Origin of the sequence: Paenibacillus sp. S-12, assembly GCF_030363895.1 — a bacterium.
In the GTDB taxonomy this organism is placed as follows: Bacteria; Bacillota; Bacilli; order Paenibacillales; family Paenibacillaceae; genus Paenibacillus_B; species Paenibacillus_B alvei.
Genome location: NZ_JASIUF010000020.1, coordinates 46331 through 71233, shown reverse-complemented (window position 1 = coordinate 71233; position 24903 = coordinate 46331). Strand labels below are relative to the sequence as shown.

At 47.4% G+C, this 24903-nt stretch carries 18 protein-coding genes and 1 rRNA gene; 18 read left to right on the top strand and 1 reads right to left on the bottom strand.

Features of this window, described 5'->3' with window-relative positions:
* The 9 genes from rrf to pssA form a co-directional block, all read left to right on the top strand.
* Positions 1-76 (top strand): 5S ribosomal RNA (rrf, locus tag NO352_RS25335); the annotation flags it as partial.
* 262 nt (positions 77-338) lie between these two features.
* Positions 339-6800, top strand: coding sequence for a type I pullulanase (gene pulA, locus NO352_RS19520; protein WP_289356547.1), 6462 nt, complete (start codon positions 339-341; stop codon positions 6798-6800).
* Positions 6801-7365: 565 nt separating this feature from the next.
* Entirely contained in the window at positions 7366-7827 is a 462-nt protein-coding gene (locus tag NO352_RS19515) for a CtsR family transcriptional regulator (RefSeq protein ID WP_005544602.1), read from the top strand.
* A 51-nt stretch (positions 7828-7878) separates the two neighbouring features.
* Positions 7879-8424, top strand: coding sequence for a protein-arginine kinase activator protein McsA (mcsA, locus tag NO352_RS19510; RefSeq protein WP_005544601.1), 546 nt, complete (start codon positions 7879-7881; stop codon positions 8422-8424).
* A gap of 76 nt (positions 8425-8500) precedes the next feature.
* Positions 8501-9568, top strand: a complete 1068-nt coding sequence (mcsB, locus tag NO352_RS19505; RefSeq protein WP_005544600.1) for a protein-arginine kinase McsB — start codon at positions 8501-8503, stop codon at positions 9566-9568.
* 23 nt (positions 9569-9591) lie between these two features.
* On the top strand, positions 9592-12039 hold the full coding sequence (gene clpC, locus NO352_RS19500) for an ATP-dependent protease ATP-binding subunit ClpC (protein ID WP_163979305.1): 2448 nt from the start codon (positions 9592-9594) through the stop codon (positions 12037-12039).
* A gap of 343 nt (positions 12040-12382) precedes the next feature.
* Positions 12383-13750 (top strand): DNA repair protein RadA, encoded by a 1368-nt coding sequence (gene radA / locus NO352_RS19495; RefSeq protein WP_262866467.1) that lies wholly within the window; start codon positions 12383-12385, stop codon positions 13748-13750.
* A gap of 16 nt (positions 13751-13766) precedes the next feature.
* Positions 13767-14840, top strand: coding sequence for a DNA integrity scanning diadenylate cyclase DisA (disA, locus tag NO352_RS19490; RefSeq protein ID WP_005544595.1), 1074 nt, complete (start codon positions 13767-13769; stop codon positions 14838-14840).
* Positions 14841-14894: 54 nt separating this feature from the next.
* Positions 14895-15623 carry a CDP-diacylglycerol--serine O-phosphatidyltransferase gene (gene pssA / locus NO352_RS19485; protein WP_171417954.1) on the top strand — a complete coding sequence of 243 codons (729 nt, stop codon included), beginning with the start codon at positions 14895-14897 and terminating at the stop codon, positions 15621-15623.
* Between the two features lie 94 nt (positions 15624-15717).
* Here the strand turns inward: pssA and NO352_RS19480 are convergent, their stop codons facing one another.
* Positions 15718-16113: a nucleoside triphosphate pyrophosphohydrolase family protein gene (locus tag NO352_RS19480; RefSeq protein WP_005544593.1), complete on the bottom strand. Its 396-nt coding sequence runs from the start codon at positions 16111-16113 to the stop codon at positions 15718-15720.
* 229 nt (positions 16114-16342) lie between these two features.
* On the opposite strand from NO352_RS19480, the gene NO352_RS19475 reads away from it, so the two are divergent.
* The 9 genes from NO352_RS19475 to NO352_RS19435 all read left to right on the top strand — a co-directional run bounded on the left by NO352_RS19475 (position 16343) and on the right by NO352_RS19435 (position 24861).
* Entirely contained in the window at positions 16343-17428 is a 1086-nt protein-coding gene (locus tag NO352_RS19475; RefSeq protein WP_289356546.1) for a PIN/TRAM domain-containing protein, read from the top strand.
* Positions 17429-17470: 42 nt separating this feature from the next.
* Positions 17471-18178 (top strand): 2-C-methyl-D-erythritol 4-phosphate cytidylyltransferase, encoded by a 708-nt coding sequence (gene ispD, locus NO352_RS19470; protein WP_289356545.1) that lies wholly within the window; start codon positions 17471-17473, stop codon positions 18176-18178.
* Between the two features lie 32 nt (positions 18179-18210).
* On the top strand, positions 18211-18693 hold the full coding sequence (gene ispF, locus NO352_RS19465; RefSeq protein WP_005544587.1) for a 2-C-methyl-D-erythritol 2,4-cyclodiphosphate synthase: 483 nt from the start codon (positions 18211-18213) through the stop codon (positions 18691-18693).
* A 43-nt stretch (positions 18694-18736) separates the two neighbouring features.
* Positions 18737-20185, top strand: a complete 1449-nt coding sequence (gene gltX, locus NO352_RS19460; RefSeq protein WP_216633905.1) for a glutamate--tRNA ligase — start codon at positions 18737-18739, stop codon at positions 20183-20185.
* 604 nt (positions 20186-20789) lie between these two features.
* The gene (cysE, locus tag NO352_RS19455) at positions 20790-21563 is read left to right on the top strand and encodes a serine O-acetyltransferase (RefSeq protein ID WP_412071057.1); all 774 of its coding nucleotides are present in this window, start codon (positions 20790-20792) and stop codon (positions 21561-21563) included.
* Between the two features lie 30 nt (positions 21564-21593).
* The gene (cysS, locus tag NO352_RS19450) at positions 21594-23009 is read left to right on the top strand and encodes a cysteine--tRNA ligase (protein ID WP_289356544.1); all 1416 of its coding nucleotides are present in this window, start codon (positions 21594-21596) and stop codon (positions 23007-23009) included.
* A 43-nt stretch (positions 23010-23052) separates the two neighbouring features.
* Positions 23053-23535 (top strand): Mini-ribonuclease 3, encoded by a 483-nt coding sequence (locus NO352_RS19445; RefSeq protein ID WP_005544579.1) that lies wholly within the window; start codon positions 23053-23055, stop codon positions 23533-23535.
* Between the two features lie 34 nt (positions 23536-23569).
* The gene (gene rlmB / locus NO352_RS19440; protein WP_289356543.1) at positions 23570-24310 is read left to right on the top strand and encodes a 23S rRNA (guanosine(2251)-2'-O)-methyltransferase RlmB; all 741 of its coding nucleotides are present in this window, start codon (positions 23570-23572) and stop codon (positions 24308-24310) included.
* Between the two features lie 11 nt (positions 24311-24321).
* A complete protein-coding gene (locus tag NO352_RS19435) occupies positions 24322-24861 on the top strand; it encodes an NYN domain-containing protein (protein WP_005544577.1) in 540 nt (179 codons plus the stop codon).
* Positions 24862-24903 lie beyond the last annotated feature (42 nt).

Here is a 24903-nt window from a genome sequence, read left to right as displayed (position 1 = left end):
GAACACGACCGTTAAGCCCTCCAGCGCCGATGGTACTTGGACCGCAGGGTCCCGGGAGAGTAGGACGTCGCCAAGCACACAAAAACCACTGTTGAGATCACTCGATAGTGGTTTTTTCGTATGTTATAATCTGTTTTATAGGTTCAAAGATCGGGTTGACATGAATTAGAAGAAACCAGTATGCTTGTTGTTGTAAACGTTTACATGAGATGCTTGTTCTCATATATACATTACATATTGACCAAGGACAGTTTGAGATTTTTTACTTGTTCATTTCCTTTGTCTAAAATGCAAACGTTTGCATAAATGATATTTCACACATAGAGAGGAGAATTGTCATGAGGAAATGGAAGGCTTCAATCTCTTGTATGTTAGTTGGCGCCATATTATTGAGCGGTATGATGCCGGTTTTGGGAGGAGGGGCAGCTCAAGCCTTGCCTACAACCCTGCAATCTCAAATTCAACAGCAGCAAACACAGTGTAGAGCAGCGGGGCAGACAACAGCAGAAAATGCGCTGAAGGCTGTTGATTGGAATATGGTGAAGCCGCTGGGAACGTCAACAACGGCAGGCTGGAATGGAGCTAAGCTTGATCAGATTAAACTTATGAGCGATGCAAATTATTTGTATTTTCGAGTTGATGCTGCGCATGCAGAATCTTGGCAGTACATTGATATTGCGTTTCAGATCAACGATACAGATTCAGGAGTGTCGTCCAATCCTTATCAACGACAATTCAACTATGAGAATACTAATCTAAAGCCAAATTACCATATCGTGATGGAAGCGAAGCAAGGCGGTGAGGCTGCTCTATATAAGAGTGCTTCATCTTCTCCATTGCTTCGATCAGGCGATTTACAAGGGGCATACTTCCATGTTGCAGACGAGGCTAAGGTGATAAGCGGAGCTATCCCTCTGAGTAAGCTTCATTTGAAACTGAACGATATTGTTAAAACGATAGTCGTTCTTAGTGGAGATCGAGCAGATGAGCATGGGGTATTCGATGTAATCCCAGAAACAACAGACAATGAAATTGCGAATGGTTGGAATATGAAGCAGCATCCGAACCGATTAGCGGCATATAGTGAGCCGTTCGCTGTTACCTTTGCTCCGATCATTGACGGGGTTAAAGATAGTTTGTGGGATGGGGTTGGAGCGCTTGGTCAATCCGTTACAGCGAGCACTTACGGAGAGACGCAGCTTGGTGAGATCAAGCTGATGAATGACAGCAATAAGCTGTATGTATGGGTAGACGCGCAAATGCCGAATTGGGGAGATAAGGGGCAGTTTATTGATATCGCCTTGAATGTGAATCAAGTGGACTCAGGCAAATCGGACAATCCATGGGGAGCACAATATAATTTCAGCGGGATGTCAGAAAAGCCGCAATATCATATTATGATGCGATTGAAGCAGGACAATGAGATTGAAGGCGCTGCTTTATATGATTCTTTGGATATAGGGAATCCCATACTATCAACATGGGGTGATCGTAAAGGAGCGGAGTTTGCAGTTTCCAGACAGTCGGGGTTTGAGGCGGCCATTCCGCTATACCAGCTCAAGCTAAAAAATCATGATCAACTGCGTCCAATTGTTGTTCTAAGCGGAAATGAGGACACGCATGGTGCATTCAATATAATACCGGAAGATCCGGGTAATACACGGGCAAACAGTTGGGATGAATCATCAAACCCCAATGTGCAGCGTGTATATGCCCACAATTATGAGATAAAGGGGATGAGTGACGCTCTGGAGCTAATTAGCACAGATCCGGCCAACAAGCAGCAGCATGCAGCAGTTGAAAAGCCGATTATCGTCACCTTTTCCGAACAAGTAGAAATGAATGGTCAAGGTATTACACTTGAAGAATCAAAAGGAACGACTCAATCGATAGATGTGGCGATAAAGGGACAGCAGCTGATCATTACACCGAGTCAGCCGCTTCGATATGATACGGAGTATAAGGCGGTCATTCCAGCAGGGAGCGTTATAGGAAAGGATACCCACACACGGAATGCTGCATATACGTTCTCCTTTACGACAAAGGCTCAGCCTTCCATGCATGCTGCTATCATGGATCAGGATAATGAAGTTCGTGTCACGTTGAAGGATGTTGTTCCGAACTTGGATTACACCGCATTTGTCATTTATGATGGTACATCCAAATTGGAGGGGGTATCTGCTCAAGGTGAAGATGAGAAATCAGTAAAGATCCGTTTGTCCACACCGGTTGATGATGTGTCAAGGGCATTAACAGTACGGTATGAAGGAAATCCACGGAACATTTATAGAGATATGCCAATCAAGATGCGGGGCATTTTGGACAGTTATGTATACACAGGGAATGATTTGGGCGTTACGTATCGTTCTGCTTCAAGCAGCTTCAAAGTATGGGCGCCTACCGTTACACATGCTGCTGTGACTTTATACAATACGGCAGATACTGCAAAAGAAACGCCTAGTAGAGAAATTCCGATGTACAAGGATGCAGCTACAGGTGTATGGGCAGTTGACGTGGATGGCAACTTGAACGGAACCTATTACATGTACAAGCTGCAATTCCCGGATGGAAGCATAACGTATGCACTTGATCCGTATGCGAGAACAGCATCGGTGAACAGTACAAAGTCGGCCATTGTTGAACTTGCATCAACAAATCCGGCAAACTGGGATGGCGATCGGAAACCTCCGTTCCTTGATCCAACAGACGCTATCATTTACGAATTGCATGTTCGTGATTTTTCAATTAACGAGAATTCGGGAATATCGCACGGCAACCGGGGAAAGTTTACCGCGTTTACGGAAACCGGAACGACTTTGCCAGGTAAGCCTGATATTAAGACAGGGATCGACCATTTGAAAGAGCTTGGTGTAACGCATGTTCACTTGCTTCCGACCTATGACTTCGGTTCGGTAAATGAGAAGTTGGTTGATGATACGAACTCGAAAGAGCGGAAGTTTAATTGGGGCTATGACCCGGTAAACTATAACATCCCTGAGGGAGCCTATACGACCAACGCGGCGCAGGAAGACCCGGCGAAGCGAATTCGTGAGTTCAAGGCAATGGTGCAAGCGCTTCACGATCAAGGCATTCGGGTCGTGTTGGATGTCGTGTACAATCATACATTTGTAACTGGCTTGGAGTCCGATATGTCGGTATTTGATAAGATGGTACCGGGTTATTTCTATCGGAGCGATGAGCAAGGCAACTTAACAAATGGTTCCGGTGTAGGAAATGAAGTAGCAACAGAACGTCCTATGGTTAGCAAGTACGTACAGGATTCCGTAAGGTATTGGGCAGAGGAATACAATGTAGACGGTTTCCGCTTCGACTTGATGAAGCTGATCGATTTGCAGACGACACGCGCCATTGTTCATGATCTAAAAGAGATTGACCCGAGCATCATTATCTATGGCGAGCCATGGTCAGGGGGCAGCACACCGCTAGCTGCGGAATTGCAGATTGAGAAGGGTAAACAGCGGGGAGAAGGATTCGCAGTATTCAATGACAATATTCGTGGGGCCATTAAGGGTGGAAGTGACGATGCTTCCACAGGTTTCGCGACAGGGGCCGAAGGTAAAGAGGCGGATGTGGTGAAGGGGCTGCTCGGTGCAATTACAGACTTTACGGCTTCTCCGACGGAGACGATTAATTATGTAACTGCACATGATAACTTGAATTTGTGGGATAAAGTGCTGAAGACACAAGGAAAAGATGCGGACATTAAACGTAATCCATTCGCTACCTTGACAGAGCCGAATGTACTAGATAACGAGACAGTGAAACGCTCGCTGCTTGCAAATGGTATCGTTCTCACGGCGCAAGGAATTCCGTTCCTTCATGCAGGAGATGAGCTGCTACGAAGCAAGTTCGGAGATCATAACAGCTATGAGAGCCCAGATGCGATTAATCAAATCGTATGGAAGCAGAAGGCGGAGTACAAACCAGTATTTGATTACTTGAAAGGTCTTATCGAGCTTCGGACAGCACATCCTGCTTTCCGCATGACAAAGAAGGATGAGGTCACTTCAAACTTACAAGTTTACCGTCAAGAAGGTCAGGTTATTGCATTCAAGTTGAATAACTTTGCGAATGGGGATAAGTGGCGCAATATCGTCGTCATTTATAACGGTTCGACTGCATCGCAAGAGGTTGCATTGCCAACTCCGGACGAATGGAACATTGTCGTGGATCATACGTCTGCCGGTGTGGAGACGATTCGTACGGTGGAGGGCGGCAAGGTAGAGGTAGCCGGATTGTCCATGATGGTGTTGTACGATCAGGAGAATGATTATACACCGACAGCGACAAAGCTTGAAGTAGCATCTTCTACGCTTGGATTAGAGCCTGGAACAAGCTCTCGCTTAACAGCAGTGGTGCGCGATCAGAAGGGACGTCCGATGTTCACTGAGAACGTAACATGGTCAACCTCCGATGCTGCGGTGGCTGTCATGAACAATGGAGGCAAAGTAACGGCAGTGAAGGAAGGAGCCGCAGTCCTTACCGCAACCTCAGGCAAATTGACGGCACAGGTAAATGTGAAAGTAGCGAAGCTTGTTCCTATGACGCTGTCCATTAACGGTTCAGATTCAATTTTTGAGGGGCGCACATTACCATTTACAGCTGCAGTCAAGGATCAATTCGGACAGATGATGTCCAGTGCAGCTGTAGAGTGGAGTTCGTCGGATGCAACAGTGGCCAGAATCGATCGCGCTGGGAAGGTAACAGGTGTGAGGGAAGGAACAGCTGTCATTACAGCTCGAGCTGGAGCAGTAGAGGCATCGAAGAATGTAGTGGTTAAGCCGTTCCTGAAGCGCTATGTTCAAATTAACTATGTTCGTCCAGACGCGAAATATGACAACTGGGGACTGTGGGTATGGCAGACTGGTGTAAAAGATGACGGTCATGAGTTCCAGCGTATTGATAAGGGAATGGCGACTGCCACGATTGAAATCGCACCAGAAGCTGAATCGATTGGATTTATTGTCAAAAAAGGAAACTGGGAAGCGAAAGATATCGATGCCAATCGGTTCATTAAGACGAATTTGGATGACTCCCTAACCAAGGTATATATATATAGCGGGCAGGAAGCTTTCAAGACGCTACCTTCGGTAGCTGGCCCGGTTCAAGAGAAAAGTCAGATTGCGTTCTATTATCGGGATGAGTCGTTATTTGCCAGCGGTGAGCAGGATCACATCACCAATGCTGATGTTGTGATCAACAACAAGTCTTACCCGATGACGTACGATGAGGAAAATGAACGGTTCGTCTACGTAATGGTGAACGCAGCGAATGGCGAATATTCGTACAAATTCTCCATAACAAAGGATGGGATAACGAACGAACTGAATGATCCACACAATACCGTAAACGGGCGCTCGATTGTCGTTGTGAAAGACGCGGGAACAGACCCAGGTACAAAGCCGGATAAAGAATCGGGTACAGACACTGGAAGCAGCTCTGGAAATGAAAACGATAGCAAGGATCGCAACGGTGGCGGTGGTTCTGTCGGGGTACAAGAGCAATTCAAGGGAATGACTGTAACCACTGAAGGTGTCCGCTTTGAGCCTTCATCGATTAAGCGCGTAAATAATATGGATGGAACGAAGACATCTGAGCTGCAAATTAGCAATGAAGAGATTGATGCGATGACTCGATTGACTGATACTGCATCAGGCAAGCAGCTATGGATGATTTCAGCGCCGACGGAAGAAGATGATGTGCACATACGATTCCCAGTGAAGAAGCTAAGGAGTGCGATTGAAAGGCTTGCTCATTTGGAGATTGAGGTACAGACAGGGGCAGGACGCTATCAGCTTCCAATGAAGCAGCTTAGAGAATGGAACGGTGATCATGCACCACAACAATTGTCCTTGCGCATGAAGAAGCCATCCAATGATTTGATGAAGGAAATTGCGACTGCTGCTTCCACATTATCTGGCGCACGCTTGATGTCAGCTGTACAGTTCGAACTGAATTGGGAACAGGATGGGAAATCCGCATCAATTCCTGATCGAGCAGGCAGCTTTACGGCAGGTTCCATTCGAATACCGGGCAGCCAAAGCTTAGGGGAAATGACAGCTCTGAAGTACAATGCTATGATAAAATCATTTTCATTCGTACCGTCTTGGGTGGAGCGTTCTGAGAAGGATACCCAATCCACAATGAACATGAAGCACAGCTACAATGGCAACTTTGTTGTTATCCAATACGCTCCGAGCTTCGGAGATGTAAATGGACACTGGGCGAAGTCGATTGTGGAGATGCTTGCTTCCAAGCTAATAGTCCAAGGGCGTGATGGTGGACAATTCGCTCCGAATGCTGCCGTAACTCGAGCAGAATTTGTAACCATGCTTATGCGTGGATTAGGATATGGCGATGTTCAAGCTCGTACCTTATCTAAGGAAGCGTTCAAAGATGTTTCAGTATCAGCTTGGTATGCAGATGCGGTATTAATTGCAGCTCAACTGAAGCTCATACAGGGAGATGAAAATGGATTCTTCCATCCAAATGCCCCAGTCACTCGCGAGCAAATGGCACAAATGCTAGTCAATGCTGCACATATTGCAGGACATGATTTGCAAGCTGAGAAGGATCATGCTGCAGAGGCTATGGATTATTATAAGGATGTAGAACAAATCAAAGACTGGGCAAGAGTGGCTACGAGTAAAGCACTCACTTCCGGGGTACTCAACGGCTATCAAGACCGTACACTGCGTTCTAGCGAAAAGGCTACACGAGCAGAAGCGGGAGCTGCTTTGAAACGACTTCTTGCAATTCTTCATTATATTGCAGAATAATACGGATACTCCCGTGTCGTCCGCTGTGCGGCAGCGGGAGTATTTTTATATCGGTTTTCACTCGGTATCATGCAACTTCTGCTCTAAACTGAATTTGTTATTCACATGTGCATAAATGTTCTTCACTAGCTGTAATATGTACACCATAAATATTTTTGCCTGTGAACAATCTCTAGGACGGAGAATTTTCTATTTTTTATTCACACTGTACGCATCAATTATCCACTTATGTGGAGAATAGGCGTGATATCCACAACATTCATCGCATGAATGGGGCTTACCAATAATAGCGAATTTGAATATACTGCGTAATCGAGATGTACAGAGATAAATGAATTTCCTTAGAAGAAGGTTATCCACATAAAAGTGTAGAATAGCTGATGAAATTGATCTAAAACAGTTGCAAATTCATATAAGTGCGCTATAATAAATGTAAAGTCAAAGAAAGTCAAAGTCAGACTAATAGTCAAAAAAGTTCAAAATATTAAGCCAAAACAGAATAAGTGAGGCTTATATTTGGTTAAACCTAATATAGAGACTACTTTAAGCGGAAAGGGGGGAGACAATGCGCAACATTTCCGACCTGATCGAGCACTATCTGAAGCATATCCTACTTGAGAGTTCGGAAGGCGCCGTAGAGATTCAACGCAATGACTTAGCTGAACAATTCTCTTGCGTACCATCACAGATTAATTATGTAATCAGCACGCGCTTTACATTGGAGAAGGGATACGTCGTTGAGAGCAAGCGCGGCGGAGGAGGATACATTCGCATCCAGCGAATTGACTTGCCGGCGCATCAAGCGATTCATAATCATTTGTGCGAGTCCATTGGAGAGCGGATCGAACAAAGTGCCGCTGAGGGACTTATCTATCAACTGGAAGAAGCGAAATTCATCTCCCGCCGGGAAGCGAATCTGCTGCGGGCTGCAGTATCTCGAGATAACTTGACAGTGAAGCTTCCTTATCGCGACGAGTTGCGTGCTCGGTTGCTCCGATCCATGCTGTTGGCTTTATTGAGCAAATAAAGGCTGGATGTAAGCAAAACGGAAGCTATCTATAAAGGAGGAGAGACGGTTATGGTGTGTCAACAATGTGGTCAGAAACCGGCTACCCTGCATTTTACGAAAATTATTAATGGACAGAAGACGGAATTTCACATTTGTGAATCATGTGCTCGGGAAAAAGGCGAATGGATTCCAGGCACGGCGAACGGATTCTCCATCCATAATTTATTGTCGGGTTTGCTTGATTTCGATTTGACAGGCAGCAAGCAAGGAGCTAAGGAAGATGCGAAGCCGCAGCCAATGCGCTGTGAGAAGTGCGGACTTACCTATGCGCAATTTGGTAAGCTAGGGCGTTTTGGATGCGATGAGTGCTACACCTTTTTCGGCGATCGCTTGGATCCGCTCTTGAAGCGCGTTCACGGCAATACCATACACGTAGGTAAAATTCCGAAGCGTGGAGGGGGACGGATTCAGCGCAGACGCGAGCTGGAAGAGCTGAAGAAGCAGCTACAGTACAGCATTTTGCGTGAAGAGTTCGAGGAGGCGGCTAACTTGCGTGACCGCATTCGCGAGCTGGAGAATCAACCGCCTAGCGATTCTGAGCGAAGCAGTTCCTGATAGCTCTCACAGGATATAAGTGATATCGAGGGAGTAAGATGACATTAAGCAGTGCGAATTGGAAGGAGATGACGAGATGACAGAGCGACGATTTATTGATGAAGCCCTAAGCGATTGGATGCGCGGCACGGGCCCTGATTCCGATATCGTCATTAGCAGCCGTATCCGTGTGGCGCGGAATATTAGCGGGCTGCCGTTCCCACTCTTGGCTACGAATCAGCAATCAGCTGAGGTGTTGAATCGTTTGTCAGCAGTCATGAAAGACCCGGAATTTGCGCAATTGAATCACTTTCATGAATTAGAGCTGGCAGAGCTTAGCGATACAGAGAAGCAAGTGCTTGTAGAGAAGCATTTAATATCCCCGAATTTAGCGAATGAGTCCCGCAACGGTGCAGTTATTGTAAGTGAGGATGAATCGACCAGCATTATGATTAATGAGGAAGATCATCTTCGTATTCAATGTCTGTATCCAGGACTGCAAATTCGTGAAGCGTGGGAGCAAGCGAGTCGGATCGATGATGTGTTCGAATCGCATATCGATTACGCTTTTGATGAGAAGAGAGGGTTTTTGACGAGTTGCCCGACGAATGTTGGTACAGGAATTCGAGCATCGGTGATGATGCATTTGCCGGCATTGGTTATGACGCAGCAAATCAACCTCATGCTTCAGGCCGTAACCCAGGTAGGTCTGGCAGTTAGGGGCATATATGGAGAAGGTAGCGAAGCGATCGGCAACCTGTTCCAAATTTCAAATCAGATTACGTTGGGTCAATCCGAATCTGAGATTATTGATAATTTGTACAGTGTTGTGAAGCAATTAATCGAGCATGAGAAGGCAGCACGTGAGCAGCTCCTGACGAGCAATCGCATTCGGTTAACGGATCGCATATGCCGTTCCTATGGAATTTTGAAGCATGCAGTAATTATGGACTCAAAAGAAGCCGCACAACGGTTGTCCGACATCAGGCTTGGTTCTGACCTTGGCATCTTGCAGCATATTCAGCCATCAGATCTGAATGAACTGTTGGTCATGACACAGCCAGGCTTCTTACAACATAAATACAACACGGCATTATCTGCAGAAGATCGAGATACACATCGTGCGAAGATGATTCGCGAGACGTTATCCAAATCTAAATCATAATGTAATATGGAGGTGCAACACATATGATGTTCGGTAGATTTACAGAACGTGCGCAGAAAGTATTAGCTTTGGCACAGGAAGAAGCTGTTCGACTGGGGCATAACAATATTGGTACGGAGCATATTTTGCTTGGACTTATTCGTGAAGGCGAAGGCATTGCGGCGAAAGCGCTCGTAGCGCTCGGTCTTGGCTTGGAAAAGATTCAGGACGAAGTCGAAACATTGATTGGGCGCGGTCAAGAGCAGCCGCTTAATATTGCGTATACGCCGCGTGCGAAGAAAGTTATTGAACTGTCCATGGACGAAGCTCGCAAGCTTGGCCACACCTATGTGGGAACAGAGCACATCCTGCTTGGCTTGATTCGTGAAGGGGAAGGCGTAGCGGCACGTGTGCTGAACAACCTCGGCATCAGCTTGAATAAAGCGCGCCAACAAGTGCTGCAACTGCTTGGCAGCAGTGAGGCTGTATCCAGCCATCACGGCCAGTCGCAAAATGTAAGCACACCGACACTGGACAGCTTGGCTCGCGACCTGACTGCGGTAGCGAAGGAAGGCAATCTGGATCCGGTTATCGGACGTTCGAAGGAGATTGAGCGAGTTATCCAAGTATTGAGCCGCCGCACGAAGAACAATCCAGTGCTTATCGGTGAGCCTGGGGTTGGTAAGACGGCTGTAGCAGAAGGCTTGGCACAAAAGATTATTAACAATGAAATCCCAGAGACGTTGCGTGATAAGCGTGTAATGACGCTTGATATGGGTTCAGTTGTCGCTGGTACGAAATACCGCGGTGAATTTGAGGATCGTTTGAAAAAAATTATGGATGAAATTCGCCAAGCGGGTAACGTTATCCTGTTCATTGATGAGTTGCATACGTTGATCGGCGCCGGTGGAGCTGAGGGGGCGATTGATGCTTCTAACATCTTGAAGCCGGCATTGGCTCGCGGTGAGCTGCAATGCATTGGGGCAACAACGCTTGATGAATATCGTAAATATATTGAGAAGGACGCAGCGCTCGAACGACGCTTCCAGCCGATTACGGTAGATCAACCGACACCGGAAGAAGCTATCCAAATTTTGACTGGGTTGCGCGATCGCTACGAAGCACACCATCGCGTGAAAATTACCGATGAAGCGATTGAGCAAGCAGTGAAGCTGTCAGATCGCTATATTACGGATCGCTTTCTGCCTGATAAAGCAATCGATCTGATCGATGAGGCGAGCTCCAAAGTACGTCTTCATACGTACACAGTACCGCCTAATTTGAAAGAGCTTGAAGCACGATTGGAGGATATTCGCAAGGAGAAGGATGCTTCCGTACAGAGCCAAGAATTCGAGAAGGCTGCTGCACTTCGCGATACAGAGCAGAAGATGCGCGAGGAACTGGAAACGGTTCGCAACCAGTGGAAAGAGAAACAAGGACGCGTAGACTCCGAGGTAACACCGGAAGATATCGCTCAAGTTGTAGCAAGCTGGACGGGAATTCCGGTATTGAAGCTGAAGGAAGAAGAGACGGAACGCTTGCTCAAGATGGAAGAGATTCTCCATCAGCGTGTGATTGGCCAGGATGAAGCAGTGAAGGCTGTGAGCCGGGCAATTCGCCGTGCGCGTGCAGGGTTGAAAGATCCGAAGCGCCCAATGGGCTCCTTTATCTTCCTTGGACCTACTGGGGTTGGTAAAACAGAACTTGCGCGTGCCTTGGCTGAATCTTTGTTTGGTGACGAGAATGCCGTAATCCGCATCGATATGTCTGAATATATGGAGAAGCATTCAACAGCTCGTCTCGTAGGAGCGCCTCCGGGATATGTCGGCTATGAGGAAGGCGGCCAATTGACGGAAAAGGTTCGCCGCAAGCCATACTCTGTCGTCCTGTTGGATGAAATCGAGAAGGCACATCCGGAAGTATTCAACATCTTACTTCAGGTGCTGGAGGACGGTCGTCTAACGGATTCGAAAGGACGCGTCGTTGATTTCCGCAATACGCTAATCATCTTGACCTCTAACGTTGGTGCGGAAGCGATCAAGCGGAATTCTACGCTGGGCTTCACAGCAATCGATGACGCTGGCAAGGATTACAACAACATGAAGGACAAAGTAATGGGCGAGTTAAAGAAGAGCTTCCGTCCTGAATTCTTGAACCGGATTGATGAAATTATCGTGTTCCACTCACTGGAACAACAGCATATCGCTGAGATTGTATCCCTTATGGCCGGAGAACTTCGCAAGCGCCTGAAGGAACAAGATGTCGATTTCCAATTGACAGATAATGCGAAGAATTTCCTCGCGAAGGAAGGCTTCGATCCAGCGTACGGCGCACGTCCGCTGCGCAGAGCGATTCAGAAGCATATCGAGGATCGTCTGTCAGAGGAACTGCTGAAGGGCAATGTAAGCAAAGGCGATTCCGTCGTTATCGACGAGAAGGACGGCGAGTTGGTTGTCCTGCATAATAAGGAAGCCAATACAGCTAATGTGTAAATAAGATATAGATTCACAAGAGAATCGTGCTCTCCCTTGCAAAAAGGGAGGGTAAGATTCTCTTTTTTGTTTTTTATGTAAATAAGGAGGGAGATATAATGTATGGCTTACAGCTCGTTGAAGCAGAGGCATTAATTCAGGGAGTCTCGCTATAGCTTTAGGCAAAAGGGTTTTTCATGCCGTTTTATTGTCATGGTGTGCGACTGTTTATGCTTATGATATGCTAAAGCACTTTATCCGCCTTCTTAAAAATGGTAAACTATTGAGTAATGAGTAACGAGGTACCTGTTTGCGGACATGGCGACCGACGACTTGCAGCACATTGATTAGGAGTGTCGGCTTCATGGCCAAAGTTAAGACGAAATTTTATTGTTCGGAATGTGGATACGAATCACCGAAGTGGATGGGGAAATGTCCAGGCTGTAGTGAGTGGAATACGATGGTGGAAGAGCGGGAGACTGTTGTAAAGACTGCCGGTGTGCATTCTTCCTTGATCCAAACGAAAGAAAAACCGCAATCTATCATACACATAGAAAGTGGACGTGAACCCCGGCTCACCACGACACTTAGCGAACTGAATCGAGTTTTGGGCGGGGGGGTTGTCCCAGGCTCGCTGATTCTAGTGGGGGGAGACCCTGGTATCGGGAAGTCCACACTCCTATTGCAAACCTCGAATGCACTTGCCGCCAGCGGCCTCAAGGTGCTGTACGTATCTGGGGAAGAATCGATGCGTCAGACCAAGCTTAGGGCAGATCGCCTCGGTGTATTGTCAGAGAATCTATTCGTTCTTAGTGAGACGAATTTGCAATATATCGAGGAAGCGCTGGAGGCAGCACAGCCTGATTTCCTTGTCATTGATTCCATACAGACTGTATTTCAACCATCGGTTGAGTCTGCTCCCGGCAGCGTTGCGCAAGTACGCGAATGCACAAGCACATTCATGCGCATCGCTAAAGGCAAGGGAATTGCTACTGTCCTCGTTGGACATGTGACGAAGGAAGGGGCAATCGCGGGTCCGCGTCTCCTTGAACATATGGTAGACTGTGTCCTTTATTTTGAAGGAGAGCGGCATCATTCTTACCGAATCTTGCGAGCTGTGAAGAATCGGTTCGGATCGACGAATGAGATTGGCATCTTCGAAATGACGGAGGGCGGACTTGTTGAAGTGAAGAACCCATCCGAAATGTTCCTACAGGAAAGACCGCTCGGTGTAGCAGGCTCTACGGTTGTTGCCAGCCTAGAAGGGACACGTCCTGTACTTGTTGAAATGCAGGCGCTCGTATCGGCGACGAATTTTCCTTCCCCGCGCCGAATGGCGACAGGCATTGATCATCATCGGCTGGCGCTTATTATTGCGGTCTTAGAAAAGCGAATGGGGATGTTCCTGCAGAATCAGGATGCCTATGTGAATGTAGCGGGTGGAATTAAGCTAGATGAGCCGGCCGTTGACTTAGCGATGGCGGTTGCGATTGCTTCCAGCTTCCGAGATATGCCGACTCAGCCGTTCGATGTTGTCTTTGGCGAAATAGGGCTCACTGGTGAGGTTCGCGGCGTCTCTCGTGCAGAGCAGCGTGTGAAGGAAGCAGAGAAACTTGGTTTTAAGCGCATTATATTACCAGAGAAGAGCTTGCGCGGTTGGAAACCGCCTGCCAATATTGAAATTGTTGGAGTAAATACGGTTGCTGAAGCATTAGCTGTGGCGTTAGGTTAGGGGGCATAGATATAGAATGAAGGAAAGCCAACTGGATATTATGAATGATCTGTTGCGGATGGTGGCACCCGGAACGCCTTTCCGCGACGGATTGGAGAACGTGCTGCGTGCGAAAACAGGCGCACTAATTGTTGTTGGATACAGTCCGGAAGTGATGGAGGTTGTGGACGGCGGATTCTCCATCAATTGCGACTTTTCGCCAAGTTATCTGTATGAGCTGGCCAAGATGGACGGCGCCATTATCTTGAGCGAGGACATTAAGCGAATTCTTTATGCGAACACGCAGCTTATTCCTGATTCCTCCATTCCATCTACCGAGACAGGCATTCGGCACCGGACAGCGGAGCGGGTAGCGAAGCAGACCGGCAAGCTGGTAGTGTCCATTTCTCAGCGTCGAAATGTCATTACTTTGTATCAAGGCAGTCTCCGCTATGCGTTGAAGGAGATTGGCGTCATTCTCACAAAGGCAAATCAAGCGATTCAAACATTGGAAAAATATAAGGTTGTCCTCGTACAGGGCATGACGAATTTGACTGCATCCGAGTTTGAAGAATTGGTTACCTTATACGATGTCGTAAATGTTGTGCAACGTATTGAGATGGTGTTACGTATTAAGATGGAGATCAAGCGTTATATTAACGAGCTGGGTACAGAGGGACGCCTCATCAGCATGCAGCTCGAAGAGCTTGTAAGCAATACTGAGGAAGACGCTTGGTTACTCTTGAAGGATTACGCCCGGGACGGAAGCGATGAGAAAGTTCGTGAGATTATTGCCCAACTTAAAAAATGCACGGCTGATGAACTGCTGGATACCCATCATTTAATAAGACTGCTCGGTTACCCGACGACGAGCACGATTCAGGAAGAATCCGTATCGCCGCGCGGATACCGCGTTCTTAGCAAGATCCCAAGACTTCCTAACGTCATTATTCAGAATCTGGTCGAAACATTCCAATTCCTCCCTCATGTGATGATGGCGACGATTGAAGAATTGGATGAAGTAGACGGAATTGGGGAAGTACGCGCACGCGCGATCAAAGAAGGTCTTAAGCGGATTCAGGAGCAGGTCTTCATTGACAGGCAAATTTGATTTTCCTACAATGAAAGGACGTACGTTGGGCATAGTAAAATTAGAGGTGAACCTATGATTACAAAGTCCATTCCGAGCTTGTTTACGATCGGTAACTTATCACTCGGAATTATTTCCATTATGCTTGCGTTTCACGGTGACTACAACTTAGCAGCTCTTATGATCATTATTGCCATGTTGCTCGACGGACTGGATGGGCGCGTTGCGCGTGCACTGAATGCACAGAGTGAGTTCGGTAAGGAACTGGACTCATTGTCCGATGTGATTTCCTTCGGTGTAGCGCCAGCTTTTATTATGTATGCCGTCGCCTTTACTGATATTAACCCGGTGCTGGCTTGCATCGTTACCGCACTCTTCCCAATCTGTGGTGCACTGCGCCTTGCGCGATTTAACGTTAAGGATGGTATTCCAGGGTACTTCATTGGCTTGCCAATCCCAGCAGCTGGCGGTGTAGCTTGTACACTTGCTTTATTCCATGAGAGCATTCCGGAAGCTTATCTTATCATTGCGATGATATTGTTATCCTACTTAATGGTTAGTACGGTAAAATATCCGAACTTTAAGAAGGTAGGTATTCCGAAGAAAGCCATTTGGATTACACCGTTTGTCATTGCAGGGGCGGTAGCAATTGCGGTATGGCAGCCGGAGCAAACACCAAAATTGATTTTTGTACCGCTGGTGCTGTATGCACTGCTCGGATTAAAAAAAAACGTTAGAATGCTGAATCGACGCCGCAAAAAGCAGCTTGAGGCAGAAGAGTGGTACCAATCGAAGCATTCCTAAGCTTACGGAATAAAAAAGAAAAGCACTTGCAGGCGAGCTATTTGCCAGCAGGTGCTTTTTTTGTATGGTTTCCTATTTTCCATTGACTCTTTTATCAGGATAAGTTGAATATCCCCAGAGTCTGGCATTTACTCGATTCTTGTTTAACAACATCCTCTAACTCAATATCAAGCAGGTTGCAGAGTGCAGACATATAGAAAAGATGCTTACCGAGTTCACTCTTCACCACATCCTTGCAGTTCTCGCATAAATGTCCTTGGACATGGGATTCGAGAATTCGCTTCGCTTGATCTACATCCATGTCGTCATGATAAGGCTGTCGTTTCGCGTGCAGCTCCAAGCATCCACATTCCGTTATCGCTTTTGTAATCGCGCGGTTTACCGAGGCATCGGACTGTCCGTATTTCGAAAGAATGTCCAGCAAGCTTCGGTGTCTTAACAATAAATCGCCGACTTGATCCTGCAAAGATTGCAAACTGGAAGTACTCATTTCTCATCCACCTCTATTCATGGAATCGTGGGTAGCCCGAGCCATACCACTCAAGAGACTCACGTTAATTTAGTGCTCCGCAAACAGTAATTACTCCCCTATTATACGTCTGGGAATTCCCACATTTCAACTTCGCCTCAAATTTAAAATTGTACGAGTGGACGGTTAGGAGCGGAGGGGTTGGGCCATAATTGTAAAGATATCCAATTTAGACAAGGAGGTGGACTTCGTGTTCAGACGATTATTTTATGCGGTGGCAGGATTGATCGGAGCATGGAGTGGGATTGAGTTCCATCGATATTGGAATATGCAGTCGATGGAGTTTTCGTCATTATCCAACCCTGGAATAACTTCTAACGGATTGTTATGGGCGCTTGGCGGGGCATTTTGCTTTATTGTGATGGGTCGTGCACTTTTTACGCCATTGGCACGGGTATGGAGCATGGTAGAGGAACGTATGGTAAGTATGTCAGCAGGAATGCTGCTGTCAGGAGCTTCAGGGGCATTACTCGGATTGTCCTTCGGTGCCTTGCTTGCACCGGTGTTCGAGCCGTTCGGGATAGTAGGACGTATGATTTCAGTCTGTTTGGTTGTTTTATTGTCAGCAGCAGGCATGCAAGCGGCACTTATGAAGCGGGAAGAAATCGTGAAGTGGTTTTCTTCATTCCGGCTACCAGAGCGGGGAGAGGAGAAGACAAGGGGCATAGAAGAACATAAAATTTTAGACACAAGCGTCATCATTGATGGCCGCATTGCAGATATATGCAAGACGGGGTTCATTGAAGGAACCATTGTCATTCCAGAATTCGTTCTGGAGGAGCTTCAGCATATCGCGGATTCTTCGGATTTGCTCAAGCGCAATCGTGGACGTAGAGGTTTAGACATTTTGAATAAGATTCAAAAGGAACTGGAAGTAAAGGTGCTCATATATGAAGGGGATTTTGAAGAGATCTCCGAGGTAGACAGCAAGCTGGTCAAGCTTGCGAAGCTGCTGAAGGGCAAGGTTGTAACGAATGATTTCAACTTGAATAAGGTATGCGAACTGCAAGGCGTGTCTGTGCTCAATATTAATGATCTTGCAAATGCAGTGAAGCCAGTCGTCCTGCCGGGAGAAGAAATTGTTGTTCAAGTTATTAAGGATGGTAAAGAGCACGGACAAGGCGTAGCCTATTTGGATGACGGTACAATGATCGTCGTTGAAGGCGGCCGAGACTATATCGGTATGACAATGGAGGTTCTCGTGACAAGTGTGCTGCAGACCTCTGCTGGTCGAATGATATTTGCCAAGCCAAAACTGTTGGAAAAAGCCCAATAAACAGGTATGATGGGGATACTACCATCATGGGGGTTAGCAAGGATGGACAGAGGGTTTGGCGTGGTCATCGTCGCTGCCGGAAAAGGCACGCGCATGGGTACGGAAGAGAGTAAGCAGTATTTGCAATTAAAGGACAAGCCAGTAATCATCCATACAGTAGAGCGGTTCCAAGCCATGGAGGAATGCGAGTCAATCGCATGGGTAACTTCGGCACAGGATTATACGCGGTGCGAAGCATGGGTGAAACAATACGGATTGCATAAGGTACAAGACATCGTCGCAGGGGGCAAGGAGAGACAGCATTCAGTATATGCTGGCCTCCAGGCTCTGAAATCGCGCGGCATTGAGTATGTATGTATCCATGATGGTGTACGGCCCTTTGTAGAGCCGGGCAAAGTAAGCGCATGTTATGATGCGGCCCGGCAGCACAGAGCGGCCGTATTGGCCGTTCCGGTCAAGGATACCATTAAGCAGGTGGACAATTCCGGTATCATTACGGCAACGCCTGATCGCAGCAGATTATGGGCCATTCAGACACCTCAGGCTTTCAGGCTGGAGGATGTAATGGCTGCACATGAGCTTGCTGAGCAGGAGCAATTCGTTGGAACAGACGATGCAATGCTCGTTGAGCGGATGGGAATTGCTGTTCATGTGGTAGAGGGAAGCTATACGAACATTAAGTTGACGACGCCAGATGATCTGGAGTGGGCTGAATGGTGGCTGTCTCGCCATAAGGCTTCAAGAACTTGAATCTAGAGGCAGAAGGAGAGGGAGGCATTCGGATGATTAGAGTGGGTCAAGGATTCGATGTTCATCAGTTGGTAGAAGGACGCCCGTGTATTATCGGCGGTGTTCGTATTCCGTACGAGAAGGGATTGCTTGGGCATTCAGATGCTGATGTGCTTTTGCACACGGTCAGTGATGCTATTTTGGGTGCGCTTGGACTAGGGGATATAGGCAAGCATTTTCCAGATACGGATCCAGCATTCAAAGATGCAGACAGCATGAAGCTGTTAGAACATGTATGGGCACTGGCTGTTGAGCGGGGGTATCGTCTAGGCAACATTGACTGCACAATCATTGCACAGAAGCCGAAGATGCTGCCGCATATCCCGGCTATGGTAGCGAATATTGCTAGGGCGCTCGGGGCGGAAGAATCGCAGGTGAATGTAAAGGCTACAACAACAGAGCAGCTAGGCTTTGCAGGGCGTGGTGAAGGAATTGCCGCACAGGCTGTTGTCTGCTTATTTCACAATATGGTATGATGAAATGATTAATGGAAAGACAAAGTACGGGAGTGAAGCAATCATGAATAACGATATTCGAGTTCGTTACGCACCAAGCCCAACAGGACACTTACATATTGGCAATACGCGTACGGCATTGTTTAATTATTTGTTCGCACGCCACCATGGGGGGAAATTCATCGTTCGAATCGAGGATACGGACGTGAAGCGCAATGTGGAAGGCGGAGAAGAGAACCAATTTACGTATATGAAGTGGCTCGGCATGAATTGGGATGAAAGCGTTGATGTAGGCGGCGAATATGGGCCTTATCGCCAGACGGAGCGCTTGGATATCTACAATAAATATGTGAATGAGTTGCTTGAGCGTGGTCTTGCGTATCGCTGCTATTGTACGGAAGATGAGCTTGCAGCGGAGCGAGAGGCACAGGTTGAGCGCGGCGAAACACCGAAGTATTCCGGCAAGTGCTGCAGCTTGTCTGCAGAAGACCATGCTCGTTTGGAAGCAGAAGGGCGTAAGCCGAGCATTCGCTTCCGTGTACCGCAAGGACGCTCGTATACATTTAACGACATGGTTAAAGGTGAAATTACGTTTGAATCGGATACAACAGGCGACTGGGTAATCGTGAAAAAGGATGGCATTCCGACTTACAATTTCGCAGTGGTTATCGATGACCATTTGATGCGGATGTCCCACATCCTGCGCGGGGAAGACCATGTTACCAATACCCTTCGCCAGCTTATGATTTTTGAAGCGTTCGGATGGGAAGCTCCTATCTTCGGTCATATGACGCTGATCGTTAACGAGAACCATAAGAAGCTGAGCAAGCGGGACGAATCCATTATTCAATTTATCGAGCAGTATGAGCAGCTCGGTTACTTGCCAGAAGCAATGGTCAACTTCATTGCGCTGCTTGGCTGGTCCCCTAAAGGTGAAGAAGAGATATTCTCTTTGGAAGAGCTGATCTCGATCTTCGACGAGACACGCTTGTCCAAGAGTCCTGCTGTATTTGATACGAATAAGCTGACGCATATTAATAATACGTATATGAAGAAAGCTGATCCCGACCGCATTGCGGCATTAGCGATTCCTCATCTTCAACGTGCAGGACGCTTGCCGGACCAGTTGAATGAAGAGCAGCAAGCATGGGCGGCTGCGCTTGTGAAGCTGTATCAGGAGCAAATGAACTGTGCTTCCGATATTGTGGAATTGTCAGAGATGTTCTTCCGTGAAGAGCTTGTCATCGATGAAGAAGCAAAGTCTGTACTGGCTGAAGAACAGGTTCCAACTGTATTGTCCGCACTTCGTGCGAAGCTGGAAGTTGCTGCGACTTGGGATGCGGATACGATCAAGGCATCGTTGAAGGAAGTACAGAAGGAAACGGGCGCTAAGGGCAAAGGCTTGTTTATGCCGGTTCGTGTTGCTGTATCTGGTCAAATGCACGGCCGAGATTTAAACGAAACGATCGTTCTGTTAGGCAAAGAAAAGGTTCTTGCTCGCTTGAACGCATAGAGATTCACCGGAAACGAGGATGCCATTGATGGTTCAGATTCGAAGTTGTGCAACTTTCAAGGTTTGGTTATTGTCATGCAGCACATGCTTCGAATATACTTACGATAGAATCCTTTTCATAAATTCGTTCTGAACAAAAGTCATGCAAAGAGCTGTATGAATGAGAATACGAACAATAGCGTTGAACGGGAGAGTATAAGCCTTACAAAAATGAACAGAGAGAACGATCGTGATAGGGGAATGGTGGAGTTGAAAAGTCCATCTCGCCTAACAGGCTGCAAGTCGTTCCATTTTAAGCTTATGCGATGCACCCGGAAGCTCCGTCCTTGAGCATGCATGTGATGCATGGGTAGGGGATGGCGAATCATCCGCGTTATGGATGTTCAAGAGAGATAACAGGTGTCTGCTATGTAATGAGCTTGTATCCGTTGGTGCGGAACGGCGATAGAGGCATGATGTTGTCTAAGCAGAGTGGAACCGCGCATCGCGTCTCTGCAGCATCATGCTGCAGAGACGTTTTTTATTGCCTTGAATTCATGCATCCACATGGTGCACAAGAGAGAGAACCCTAACTCAATTCGCTAAGTTCCGGGGGGGATAGAGCATGTGGCGTATCATTCGCAGAATGAAATCCGATGTGCAAGCGGTGTTCGATAACGACCCGGCAGCACGTAGCCGATTTGAAGTTATCTTTACCTATTCAGGCCTGCATGCGATATGGGCACATCTCATCGCACACCAGTTCTACCGCTGGCGCTGGTATACAACAGCGCGTATTATTTCTCAAATTAGCCGATTCATGACAGGGATCGAAATACATCCTGGTGCTCGTATTGGTCAGAGACTGTTCATTGACCACGGTATGGGGGTTGTTATTGGAGAAACTTGTGAGATAGGCGATGATGTGGTTATTTACCAAGGTGTAACGTTAGGGGGGACTGGGAAGGAGAAAGGGAAGCGGCATCCGACGATTGGGAACAACGTCGTCATCGCTTCCGGGTCTAAGGTGTTAGGCTCCTTCACCATCGGAGATAATTCAAGCATTGGAGCCAATTCCGTTGTGCTTCGAGAGGTTCCGCCGAACTGTACCGTTGTAGGCATACCGGGACGGGTAGTGAAGCAGGATGGAGTACGGATTGATCGCTTGAACCATGCCCAACTTCCTGACCCTGTTATTGATATGCTTCGCAACATGCAGCATGAGTTGGATGCAGTGAAGGCTGAGCTTCATCAATTGAAGCAGCGAACAGAATCGGACAATGGATCGCTTGCCAGCCAAGCAAGTCAGCAGATAGATGAGTCTGCTGATGAAGAGTCTGCCGAATCATCAAAATCATCTGAATCACCAAAAAAAGAACTTGAGAAAGTGAACAAATAGACGCTCGAACATCAAGGAGGAGTGACTTGAATGACTTTGCACATTTATAATACGCTGACACGCACGAAAGAGCCATTTCAGCCGATAGATCCGGATCGCGTTACAATGTATGTATGCGGACCAACCGTGTATGATTATATTCACATTGGAAACGCGCGGCCCGCGATATTTTTTGATGTAGTGCGCCGTTATTTAGAAACACTGGATTATGAAGTGAACTACATCGTGAACTTCACGGATGTAGATGACAAGTTGATCCGCAAAGCGGCTGAACTGGGATCGACAGTGCCGGAGGTTGCGGATCGCTTCATTCAGGCGTTCTATGAGGATAATGATGGTCTCGGCATTCGCCGTGCATCGAATAACCCTCGTGTAACGGATAATATGGAAGAAATCATCGCCTTTATTTCGGAACTCGTGGAGAGCGGCAAGGCTTATGAATCGGGTGGCGATGTGTATTTCCGTACGAGAGAATTCGCAAAGTACGGACAGATTTCTCGTCAAAATGTAGATGAGCTGCAATTGGGCATTCGCATAGAAGTAGATGAGCGCAAAGAGGACGCGGCTGACTTCGTATTGTGGAAGGCAGCCAAGCCGGGTGAAATATCGTGGGCCAGCCCATGGGGAGAAGGCCGTCCAGGTTGGCATATTGAATGCTCGGCTATGTCGCGCAAGTACTTGGGTGAAACGATCGACATCCATGGCGGCGGTCAGGATCTGCAGTTCCCGCATCATGAATGCGAAGCTGCGCAATCCGAATCGGTTACGGGCAAGCCGCTTGCCAACGTGTGGATGCATAACGGATATATTAATATTGATAATGAAAAAATGTCGAAGTCGCTTGGCAACGGGGTGACTGTTCAACAATTGCGTAAGCAATACAATCCAGGCGCATTGCGTTACTTCATGCTGTCGACCCATTATCGCAATCCGCTGAACTTCAGTGCTGAAGCGATGGAGCAAGCAGAGAAGAGCGTTAGCCGCATTGAGAATGCAGTTGCGAATGTGCGTCATGCGTTGGCATCATTGAAAGCAGATCGTTCCATGCAGGAGGATCCAAATGAAGCGATTCAAGCGAAGGTTGTTTCCATTCTAGAGACCTTTGACGCCAAGATGCAGGATGACTTCAATACAGCGGATGCCATTACAGCTGTATTCGAATGGGCAAGTGAGGCGAACTCGTATTTGCAGCAATCTGATGCGTTAGCAGCAGGGGATCTGGAAGCACTGCTTGACGCTTTTGAAGCGATGAACGGTGTGCTTGGATTGGTGCTGGACAAGGACGAAGAATTGCTGGATGAGGAAATTGAACGACTCATCCAAGAGCGTAACGATGCTCGCAAAGCGAAAAACTGGGCGAGAGCTGACGAAATCCGCGATTTGTTGACCGAGCAGGGGATCGTTCTGGAAGATACGCCTCAGGGTGTACGCTGGCGTCGGAAATAGTGGCGGCGGCATTACGGTTGACGAAGGAGCTTGAGCATAATCAATGAATGATAATCAACAGGAACATCAATTAGCAATGAGGGATGGGAAGGAATTAGGGGCTGAGGGGACATGGCTGTTCCCTTTTGCCCCTACGAAGCAGCCAAAACAGTTGCATCCGATTGTGCTCGCCTATATCGGCGATGCCATCTTCGAAATTGCCATTAGACAATACCTTATATCACAGCCGAATCATCGACCGAATCATTTGCATAGAGAGGCGACTGGGTATGTATCTGCCAAAGCGCAGGCACGTGCCCTTGCACTGCTGGCACCGCATTTGACCGATGAAGAGGCAGATGTTGTTCGACAAGGACGCAATACGAAGTCCAGCGTGCCGAAGAGCGCGAATGTAAGTGAGTATAGACAAGCAACAGCGCTTGAATCGCTATTCGGTTATTTATACTTGAATGAAAACTTTGAACGGATGCAGCAATTCGTCAATATGATTGTTCAAGCACACGAGAAGGAACAGCAGCCAAAGTAAGAAGGAAACATCAAGACGGGAGGCGCGCATACGCATGCAGGAAGAATATATTGCCGGGAAGCACTCGGTTACCGAGGCGCTGAAATCTGGAAGAACGATTAATAAAGTATGGATCGCGGAAAACGCACAAAAACATTTAACAGGCCCGATTATCGCAGAAGCCAAGAAAGCTGGCGTAGTCATCCAAACGGTCGATAAGCGAAAGCTTGATCAAATGGTTGAGGGTGTTCAGCATCAAGGAGTTGTAGCACAGGTTGCTGCATATCATTATGTAGAAGTAGATGATATCTTGGCTCAGGCTGAGGTAAAGGGCGAGATACCGTTCTTGATCCTGTTAGATGAAATTGAAGATCCACACAACTTGGGCTCTATTCTTCGTACCGCAGATTGCACAGGAGCACATGGGGTTGTTATTCCGAAACGCCGTTCAGCAGGGCTGACTGCTACGGTATCCAAAACATCAGCGGGAGCGGTTGAATATGTACCTGTAGCAAAGGTGACTAACTTGGTGCAGACGATGCAGCAGTTGAAGGAACGCGGCGTATGGATTGTAGGTACAGATGTGTCGGCAACTCAAGACATCTATGAAGCAGATGTATTCAATCTTCCTATCGCACTTGTCATCGGCAACGAGAATAAAGGAATGGGCAGACTTGTTCGGGAAAATTGCGATATGCTGTACAAGCTTCCAATGGCAGGGCAAATCAACTCGCTTAATGCGTCGGTAGCTGCAGGCATCTTCATGTATGAGGTCGTGCGCCGGCGTCGCGGCTGAGGCTGCTCGGTATGGAGCGTCAGGACTGGCGAGATGTGCTTCTCGTAGACGGCTACAACATGATTGGGGCGTGGCCGGAGCTAAGAGAGGTGAAAGATAAAGATTTAGATGAAGCAAGAGAACGGCTGCTGAATATGCTTGCGGACTATCAGGCATATTCAGGCCGGAGAGCAATTGTCGTATTCGATGCTTATCGTGTTCCAGGCTTAGGTGCCAAATATGCACAGGGCAAAGTGACGGTACAATTCACGAAGGAAAAGGAAACAGCGGATGAGTGTATTGAGCGTCTCGCAAGAGAGCTCGGTCACCGTCGTCGGCAAATCTACGTTGCGACTTCTGACATGACGGAGCAGAATGTAGCTTTTGCACAGGGCGCGCTCCGTATTTCAGCTCGTGAACTTAGACTTATTATTATGCAAGCCCGGCGCGAGGTCGAAACGAAGATCCGTGAACAGGCGATACAGCCAATTAAACGCAATCCTATTGAAGGGAAGCTGAAGCTGGATCAATTGCTTAAGCTCGAACGGCTGCGCCGAGGAGAAGAGGATTGAGCAGAAGCGCACAAGAGTAATGAATGCCATATTCATCGTTAT